The organism is Stenotrophomonas sp. 22385 (genome assembly GCF_052045085.1).
Classification (GTDB): Bacteria; Pseudomonadota; Gammaproteobacteria; order Xanthomonadales; family Xanthomonadaceae; genus Stenotrophomonas.
Genome location: NZ_JBQEOG010000001.1, coordinates 355,669 through 363,871, shown reverse-complemented (window position 1 = coordinate 363,871; position 8,203 = coordinate 355,669). Strand labels below are relative to the sequence as shown.

Genomic DNA, 8,203 nt, shown 5'->3' with positions numbered 1-8,203 from the left:
TGATCCTCGAAAGCAGCGCGCAGGGACCTGCCCGCGCGCTACGTGTTGCGTCGTTGCTGTCGAAGCGCCACCACCGCGGTGGCACTCCGGGTGGGTACGACTAGTACGCGGCGGGATCCGCGCTGAAGCTGACCGGCACGGTGATCGTGGCCTGCCCGCCGTTGATCAGATCGACCCCGAGGCTGACGCTGTTGCCGCCGGCCGCACCGCCACTGGCGGCACTGCAGGCGCTGCCTGCCGAGGCAGCGCAGCTCCACGGCGCACTCAGCGTGGCGCCCGCCGGCAACGTATCGGTCACCTGCGCGGCAGTGACCGGATCCGGCCCGGCATTGCTGACGGTGATGACGTAGCTGGCCGTGCCGCCCGGGGTATAGGTGCCGCTGCCATCGGACTTGGTGATCGACAGATCTGCCTGGCGCGTTCGATTGGTGATGCGGCAGACCACGTTGAGGGGCTGGGCGGACAACGCAGGCGATGTGAAGGTGAAGTTCTGCCCGGTGCCGCTGGTCAGCGTGGTGCCGGCCTGATCCTTGCACTCCCAGGTGCTGGCATAGCGCGCCAGCACGGTGGCCGTACCCGCGGTTTCAGCCAGGGTGTAGACCGTACCCGGGGTAGTGACGACCGCCGTGGTGGCGCCGTTGTTGCCGACATTGGCTACGCTGGCCAGTATCGTGGCGCCCTGCGCGACACTGAGGTTGAACAGCCCGGTGTCGGTCGTAGGCGCCAGCGTTTTGACCAGCTGCACGGTAGCCGCGCAACTCTGCGAAATGCTCTCTACCGTGAACACCGCCTGGCCGATGCGGATGCCGAGCAGGCCCAGCAGGTTGTCGACCACCCCGCCCAGCACTGCGGCCAGCACGGGCGCGACAACCGCGTTCACCACCCCTCTCAGTGGCTGCTGCAGGGCGGTCACCAGCGCATTGACGATGCTGTTCACCGGCACGGGCAGCGTGATCAGGTTGTTGACCAGCCGGACCACGGGCGTACCGCTGGTGATCTGCAGCTCCAGTGAATTGACCAGCGAAGTGACCAGCGACGTGGCCGTGACCGTGCCGCTGGTCAGCGTACGCGTCTGCGGATAGGGGCCATTGAACACCACCGACTGTGTTGAGGGGGTCCCGGTGGCCACCGCACGCACCGACACTGTCAGCGGTACATCGACGTCGGCGACCTTCAGGCCGCTGAGCAGGTTGACGCCCACCGTGACTGCCAGCGAGGTGGCATTGATCGGGGTGACGCTGGCCGGGGTGAGCACGGCGGTACGGTTGAAGAACACCGCATCGCTGATCGTGCCGATGTACAGATTGACCAGGCCCGGTCGCGCCTGCAGGGTCACCGCGTTGCTGGCCAGGTTGACCGCATTGATGGTCCCCTCGGCACGGGCGATGTCGGCATACACCGAAAGGTGCAGCAGCGAGGCGGTGATGCTGGTGCCAGCCAGCGACACCAGGCCGCCTACGTTGAGCCCGTTGAGCGCCGACACCAGCGGCGCGACGTCCAGCCCCTGGACGACGTCGAAATCGAATTTGAGGCGGATTGCCGCGCTGTGGAAGCCGGTGCCGACCGGCCCGCAGTTGTACACCGGCGGCTCCACTACCTGCGCCCAGACGCGCACGTTGGCCAGGCCACCCAGGCCGAGCGGGGCCAGCTGCGCGGTGGTGAGGGTAACCGGCGTGGGCGTGGTCAGAACATTGCGGAAGTTGTACAGCTGCACCCCGCCGGTGATCAGATCCAGCACGTCCAGATTGACGTTGGCCAGCGAACCGGGCGGGAGGCTCACCTGGATCAGGTCGGCCAGGCGGATGTTGCCGGTGAGGCCGCTCAGCGACGGCGTGAGCAGGTTGAGCGCGTTGGCCGCCAGCGTGTTGCCGTCGGCCTGCAGCACCGACACCAGCGCCGCCTGCAGCTGACCCAGGGTGATGTTGGCGTTGAGCACCTGGCTGGGATCGCTGACCACGACGCCGCCGTTGAGGCGTGTCAGTAACGCATTCAGATTCACATCCGCGCCGGCGATGTTGTTCCAGTCCAGGGCAGTGATGTTGATGTTCGTTCCGGGCAGAAGCGTCGTGAACAGCAGATTCAGGACCGGGCTCTGCGTGCTGTCTATCTGCGCAAGCCGGGGCCCCGCAGATACGCAGGCGCCATTCGCCGTACACGCATCCTGTGCATTTGCGACACTAAATAGGCTGCTTAATGCGAGGCCGATCACAATTAATGCGGAGATACTGACAATCCTGAACCGCGCTAACGCCCCATTCACGCCTTTGACATTATCCATCGGCCATCCCCCGGTTTCGTGGCCGCAGCGCTCCATCACGCGTAGGAAAATACCTACCATGCGGGACCTTACGGCCTGTTCCGATGTTCAGATTTGTCCGGCGCAGCAACTGGCCGACATGGAGGATTAACTACGTGGACGGATGACAATCGTCAAATCGGCCAGTAGATTTACTGAGGGAAGTTTGACTATCGCTGCGGGGTTTACGGATGGGTAACCCTTCAGCGGCAATGACGGATAGCGATTCTGTACATTATGTTGAAAGAATTGCTGTCTCGTTAGTATCGATAACCCGCCACCACTCAAGGAATGGGAAGGGGATTGCCATGCTCACGATGTCGGACCGGATCCGTGGTGCGCGGACCAGTGCAGGGCTGTCGCAGTCGCAACTCGCGAATGAAACCGGCGTGAAAAGAAGTGCCGTAGCGCAGTGGGAACGGCGGGGTGGCACGCATCCAAGCGTGGAGCACCTGGCGCGGATTGCGGTGGTGACGCAGGTGCGGTTCGAGTGGCTGGCCACCGGCCGCGGCTGCGGCAAAGCCGATGGCGGCGAGTTGAGCGCAGCGGCGCCCACCGCCGACTACGCGCGCAACGAACTGGAGGGCAACCTGCTGTCGTTGTTCCGGCGCCTGCCGGCGCGCAAGCGGCAGGTGGCGCAGTCCATCATCGAGATGCTGGGGGTTTAGGCAACGACGGGTAGGTGACGACTGTTAGTCGTCACGCATCACCTGGAGCGCGGAGCGCGCAGGCAACGACCAGTCGATGCGACCCAGGCCGCGCCGCTCCAGATACTGGTTGGCCGACGAGAAGTGTCGGCACCCCAGGAAACCGCGATGCGCCGACAACGGCGACGGATGCGGTGCCTTGAACACGCGATGGCGGCTGGTATCGATCACCTTGCCTTTCTGCTGGGCATAGCTGCCCCACAGCAGGAATACCAGGCCTTCGCGCTCGCGGTTGAGCGTTTCCACCACGTGGTCGGTGAATCCTTCCCAGCCACGCTTCTGGTGCGAACCGGGCTGCCCCTCTTCCACGGTCAGCACCGCGTTGAGCAGCAGCACGCCGCGGTGCGCCCACGGCAGCAGGCAGCCATGGTCGGGGCGTGGCAGGCCGAGGTCGGCCTCCAGTTCCTTGTACATGTTCAACAGCGATGGCGGCACTGGCACGCCAGGCATCACCGAAAAACTCAGGCCATGGGCCTGGCCCGCGCCGTGGTACGGATCCTGGCCGAGGATGACCACCTTGACCTGATCGAACGGAGTCGCATCGAACGCGGCAAAGATCTGCGGACTCGGCGGAAACACGTGCGCGCCTGCCGCCTTGCGCTGGCGCAGGAAGGCCGCCAGCTCGCGCATCTCCGGGCGCAGCAGGTAATCGCCAATACGCGCCTTCCAGCTCGGTTCAAGCTGGATGGTCGAGGGTGGTACGTCGTTCATCGCACCAGCGGTTTGTCGTTGAGCCGTGACAGGCGCAGCTGGAACAACACCTTGGTGACCAGCAGCCGCTCTTCGATCGGCTTCTGCACCAGGTCGTTGGCACCCGCCTGCAGCAGGCCGGACTGGTTGAGCGGGTTGCCGTCACCGGTCATCACCAGCACGGGCAGCCGCCGCTTGCCGTAGCCGAAGTCCACGCGCACGCGCTCGACCACATCCAGACCGCTCAGCTCGCCCTTCAGGGTGACGTCGGTAAGCACAAGGTCGATGCGGTGGCTGCTGCGCCCCAGCGATTCGGCCGTCAGCAGCGCGAACGCCTCTTCTGCGGTCATCACGTGCAGCACGTTCAAGCTTTGCCGCTCAAGCATGCGTTTGGTCGCTTCGGCGACCACGCGGCTGTCTTCCACATAGAGGATTGTGGCGCCGGGAATGGTTTCCGGCTGCACATAGCCCCGGATGAAGGTGGCGAGGGCTTCATGGCCCAGCGCCTTGTCGAAATAGTCAGTGACGTAATCGGTGAAACGCCGCTGCTCAAGGTGCTGCTGGGCATCGCCGGACACCACGATCACCGGCACGTAGGCCTGCCCGGCGGTGTCGCGCACCAGTCGTGCCAGGTCCAGGCCGTCGCCATCGCTGAGCGTCAGCGAGGTGGTGACCAGGTTGACCGGGCCGGCTTCCAGCGCCATGCGGGCGTCTTCGATACAGGCGCAGCCCACCACCTCGACTGCCGGCAACTCGCGCTGCAGCACGTCGGCGATGAGCTTTCGGACCAGCTTGGAGCCATCGACCACCATGACGCGCGGCGCGTCGTCGACCAGGTGCTTCAGTACTTGCGGACGCATGCGGGGCAGGCCTCAGGTTTCGGTCGGACGGGTCTGGCGCAGGAAATGTCCGGTCACCAGCCACGCGCCCAGCCAGCCCAGCACAACAGTGCCGACCAGCACGAGCGAAGAATGCAACAGGTCCAGCCCATGCAGCACGAACGGGCTGGCATAGCTTTGCGACAGCGCGGCCAGCGGTGGGCGCAGGGCAAGCCCGGCCCCACCCACCAGCGCCAGGGCCAGCGCGCTGGCGCCCAGCCCGTACCACGCACCCAGGTACAGGAACGGGCGGCGGATGAAACCGTCGCTGGCGCCCAGCAGCTGCAGCACGCCGATTTCATCACGGCGCGCCTGGATGTCCAGCCGCACCGTGTTGCCGACCACCAGCGCCGCGCCCAGGCCCAGCAGTACCGACAGCACCTGTACCAGGCGCGTGCCGAAGCCGAGCCAGGCATCCAGGCGCTTGCGCCACAACGCATCGTGCTGGACCAGGTCGGCCTGCGGCAGGCCCTCCAGCGACTGCGCCAGGCGGGCGTCGTCGGTGCCGTTGGTCGGGGTGATGATCAGCAGCGACGGCAACGGGTTGTCGTGCAGCGCATCGATCGCTTCACCCAGCCCGGCGCTGTCGCGCAGTTCGGCCAGGCCCTCATCGGGCGAGCGCAGGGTCACCCCGGCCACATCCGCGCGACCGCGCAGCGTATCGGCGACCTGTCTGGCGGCGGCGGCGTCGACATCGGTCTTCAGGAACAGGTTGATGTCGCGCGACTGCTGCACGCTGCCGGCGAAATGTTTGAGGTTGTCCAGCGCGATCGAAAGGCCCAGTGGCAGGGCCAGGGCGAGCGCCATCACCATCACGGTGAGCAGGGTGGCCCACGGCTTGCGCCAGGCGCGGCCCAGGCTGAACACCACGCTGTGGCCGTGGTGGTGCAGCCACACGCCCAGGCGCGACGGTGCAGCGGCTTCCTTGTTGGTGGCGGTACTCATTCGGCCAGGTCCTGCGGCGAGATGTCGTCGATCAGCTTGCCGTGGTCGAGAATCAGCACGCGCTTGCGCATGGCGCGCAGCAGCGCCAGGTCATGGCTGACCACCAGCACGCTGGTGCCCCGCTCGGGCAGTTCGGCGAACAGTGCCATGATTTCAGCGGCCAGGGTCGGATCGAGGTTGCCGGTGGGTTCGTCGGCCACCAGCAGCTTGGGCTCGCCGACGATCGCGCGCGCGATGCCCACGCGCTGCTGCTCGCCGGCCGACAGCTGCGACGGCAGCGCCTTTTCGCGATGGCCCAGACCCATGCGTTCGAGAACCGAACGCACGCGCTTGCCGATGTCACCCCGCCGGGTCCCACGCAGGATCAGCGGCAGGGCCACGTTTTCGGCAATGCTGCGGTCCATCAGCAGGCGATGGTCCTGATAGACCGCACCGACCGCGCGGCGATGATGCGGGATATCGCCACCGCGCACCTTGAGCAGGTTGCGCTCGTCGAACACCACCGCGCCACGGCTGGGCCGTTCGTCGAGGTGGATCAACTTCAGCAGGGTGCTCTTGCCCGCGCCGGAATGCCCGGTGACGAACAGCATTTCGCCGGGTGCGACATCGAAGCTGACGTCCACCAGAGCCTGGTGGCCGCCCGCATAGTGTTTGCTGACATTGTCAAAACGCAGGACGCTCATTCCTCCGATTATGCAGGAGGAGGATGGCGGCGTGGGAATGGCGTGTCGCCCGGCCACCGGCCGGGCGCTACCGTTGATCGGAGATCAACCGCCCGACAGCATCCGGCGGATCTTGCGGCCGATGCGGGTCAGGAAGCCTGCGCCCGGGTCGGCGGCCGGCGCGGCGGTGCGCATCGGCTTGGCAGCGACCTGCACCGGCGTGACCGGCTGCGCTGCACCTTCAGCACCCTCCACCGGACGACCGTGGCGACGGCGACGGCGCTTGCGCGGTGCGCGCTCACCCTCGGCCGCACCTTCCGGCGCACGTTCGGCGCGCGGCGGACGCGCTGCCTGCGGGGCCAATGCAGCCTCCACCGGCGCGGTGCCTTCCACGGCCACCGCGGGCTGTTCGCCTTCCACGCGCGGCTTGCGCGGGCCACGCGGACGGCGTTCGCCGCTACGCTCACCACTGCGCTCGCCACGACCACCGCCGGAGCGGCTGCCGCTGGACGAACGACCGCCGCCGCGACGCTCTTCTTCCGCAGCGCGTGCTTCGCGCGCTTCGCGGAAGATCTGGCCAACGCTTTCGTTCTCGTCGCCTTCCTCGCCCGCCGGCGCAGGCGCGCGTTCGGGTCGCGGCAGCGCAGTCAGGATTTCGCTGGTGACCGCTTCCACCGGGATCTTCTGCTCGATGTAGGCCTCGATATCCGGCAGGCCCATTGCATAGCGTTCGCAGGCGAAGCTGATCGCATCGCCTTCCTCGCCCAGACGGGCGGTGCGGCCGATGCGGTGCACGTAATCTTCGGCGTCAAACGGCAGGTCGTAGTTGTAGACGTACTTGATGCCGTCGATGTGCAGTCCGCGCGCGGCCACGTCCGTGGCCACCAGGATTTCCAGCTGACCCTTCTGGAAGCGGTTGAGCAGGCTCTCGCGCTTCTTCTGCGGCACATCGCCGGACAGCACGCCGACCCGGTAGCCGGCCTTCTCCAGCGAGCGCGCCACGCGCTCCACGAACACCTTGGTGTTGACGAACACCATGGTGCGCGCACCTTCGCTGCGCGAGAGCAGGCCCAGCAGCAGCGGGATCTTCTCTTCGTCGGCCGGGAAGTAGATACGCTGGCGCACGCGCGCGGCGGTGATCGACTCGCTTTCCACCACCAGCTTCTGCGGTTCGTTCATGTGCTCGTAGGCCAGCTCCAGCACGCGGTGGCTGAGCGTGGCGCTGAACAGCAGGGTCTGCCGCGTGGTGCGCTCGGGCATGCGGCGCAGCAGGAAGCGGATGTCCTTGATGAAGCCCAGGTCGAACATGCGGTCGGCTTCATCGAGCACGCAGATTTCGCAGGCGTGCAACGACACCACCTTGTGCTGCTTGACGTAATCGATCAGGCGGCCGGGGGTGGCGATGATCACGTCCACGCCCTGCTGCAGGATTTCGCGCTGCTTGTCGTAATCAACGCCGCCGTACACCAGCGCGAAGCGCAGGCCCAGGTCTGACCCGAACTTGACCGCATCCTTGTGGATCTGGATGGCCAGCTCGCGGGTGGGCGCCAGGATCAGCGCGCGCGGGTCTTCCGGCTTGCGGTCGGCCAGCGCCGGACGGGTCAGCAGGCGGTTCACCACCGCGACCAGGAACGCCAGCGTCTTGCCGGTACCGGTCTGGGCCTGGCCGGCGACGTCGCCGCCGGGAAGTGCCACCGGCAGGGTCAGCGCCTGGATCGGGGTGCAGCGGGTGAAACCAGCGCCTTCAAGGCCAGCCTGCAGGGCCGGATGCAGCTCGAAGGAAGAGAAGGTCAAATCGGTCAGCGGTTTGTCGCTCATGAGTCCGTCTTGGTAAGGCCAGCCGGCAGAGATGCGGGAGGCTTGCAATCTTGGGGGGCACCGTCGCCATTGGGCCCTGCGCCTGGGAAGGCGGAGGCCGGACCGAACCGGTCCCGGGGCGCCGCACAGTGGGCCAGTTTAGCGCAAAGCGGTCGGCAAACCGGGGGAGGCCGTCGCACACCCCCGTGCAACGGACCCCCCCGAACG

The 8,203-nt window shown here is 66.5% G+C and carries 7 protein-coding genes; 1 reads left to right on the top strand and 6 read right to left on the bottom strand.

Going from position 1 to position 8,203, the window contains the following annotated elements:
* Positions 1-100 precede the first annotated feature (100 nt).
* Complete coding sequence (locus tag ACTJI4_RS01515; protein ID WP_440868325.1) at positions 101-1,957, bottom strand: hypothetical protein; 1,857 nt, start codon at positions 1,955-1,957, stop codon at positions 101-103.
* Between the two features lie 530 nt (positions 1,958-2,487).
* On the opposite strand from ACTJI4_RS01515, the gene ACTJI4_RS01510 reads away from it, so the two are divergent.
* Complete coding sequence (locus ACTJI4_RS01510) at positions 2,488-2,964, top strand: helix-turn-helix domain-containing protein (protein ID WP_440868324.1); 477 nt, start codon at positions 2,488-2,490, stop codon at positions 2,962-2,964.
* A gap of 24 nt (positions 2,965-2,988) precedes the next feature.
* Here ACTJI4_RS01510 and ung read toward each other — a convergent pair whose 3' ends face one another.
* The 5 genes from ung to rhlB all read right to left on the bottom strand — a co-directional run bounded on the left by ung (position 2,989) and on the right by rhlB (position 7,996).
* On the bottom strand, positions 2,989-3,714 hold the full coding sequence (gene ung / locus ACTJI4_RS01505) for a uracil-DNA glycosylase (protein ID WP_440868323.1): 726 nt from the start codon (positions 3,712-3,714) through the stop codon (positions 2,989-2,991).
* Positions 3,711-4,553, bottom strand: a complete 843-nt coding sequence (locus ACTJI4_RS01500) for a response regulator (protein WP_392922832.1) — start codon at positions 4,551-4,553, stop codon at positions 3,711-3,713. The genes ung and ACTJI4_RS01500 overlap by 4 nt, the downstream gene beginning before the upstream one ends.
* 12 nt (positions 4,554-4,565) lie before the next feature.
* Entirely contained in the window at positions 4,566-5,516 is a 951-nt protein-coding gene (gene ftsX, locus ACTJI4_RS01495; RefSeq protein WP_440868322.1) for a permease-like cell division protein FtsX, read from the bottom strand.
* Positions 5,513-6,199 (bottom strand): cell division ATP-binding protein FtsE, encoded by a 687-nt coding sequence (ftsE, locus tag ACTJI4_RS01490; protein WP_068854240.1) that lies wholly within the window; start codon positions 6,197-6,199, stop codon positions 5,513-5,515. Before ftsE ends, ftsX begins: the two co-directional genes overlap by 4 nt.
* A gap of 84 nt (positions 6,200-6,283) precedes the next feature.
* Positions 6,284-7,996 (bottom strand): ATP-dependent RNA helicase RhlB, encoded by a 1,713-nt coding sequence (gene rhlB, locus ACTJI4_RS01485; RefSeq protein ID WP_440868321.1) that lies wholly within the window; start codon positions 7,994-7,996, stop codon positions 6,284-6,286.
* Positions 7,997-8,203: the final 207 nt, after the last annotated feature.

What these genes read in the sequence shown, in the direction of transcription:
- ACTJI4_RS01510 (WP_440868324.1), top strand. Translation starts at nt 2,488, where the DNA reads ATGGGTAACCCTTCAGCGGCAATGACGGATAGCGATTCTGTACATTAT.
- ftsX (WP_440868322.1), bottom strand. Translation starts at nt 5,516, where the DNA reads ATGAGTACCGCCACCAACAAGGAAGCCGCTGCACCGTCGCGCCTGGGC.
- ACTJI4_RS01500 (WP_392922832.1), bottom strand. Translation starts at nt 4,553, where the DNA reads ATGCGTCCGCAAGTACTGAAGCACCTGGTCGACGACGCGCCGCGCGTC.
- rhlB (WP_440868321.1), bottom strand. Translation starts at nt 7,996, where the DNA reads ATGAGCGACAAACCGCTGACCGATTTGACCTTCTCTTCCTTCGAGCTG.
- ftsE (WP_068854240.1), bottom strand. Translation starts at nt 6,199, where the DNA reads ATGAGCGTCCTGCGTTTTGACAATGTCAGCAAACACTATGCGGGCGGC.
- ung (WP_440868323.1), bottom strand. Translation starts at nt 3,714, where the DNA reads ATGAACGACGTACCACCCTCGACCATCCAGCTTGAACCGAGCTGGAAG.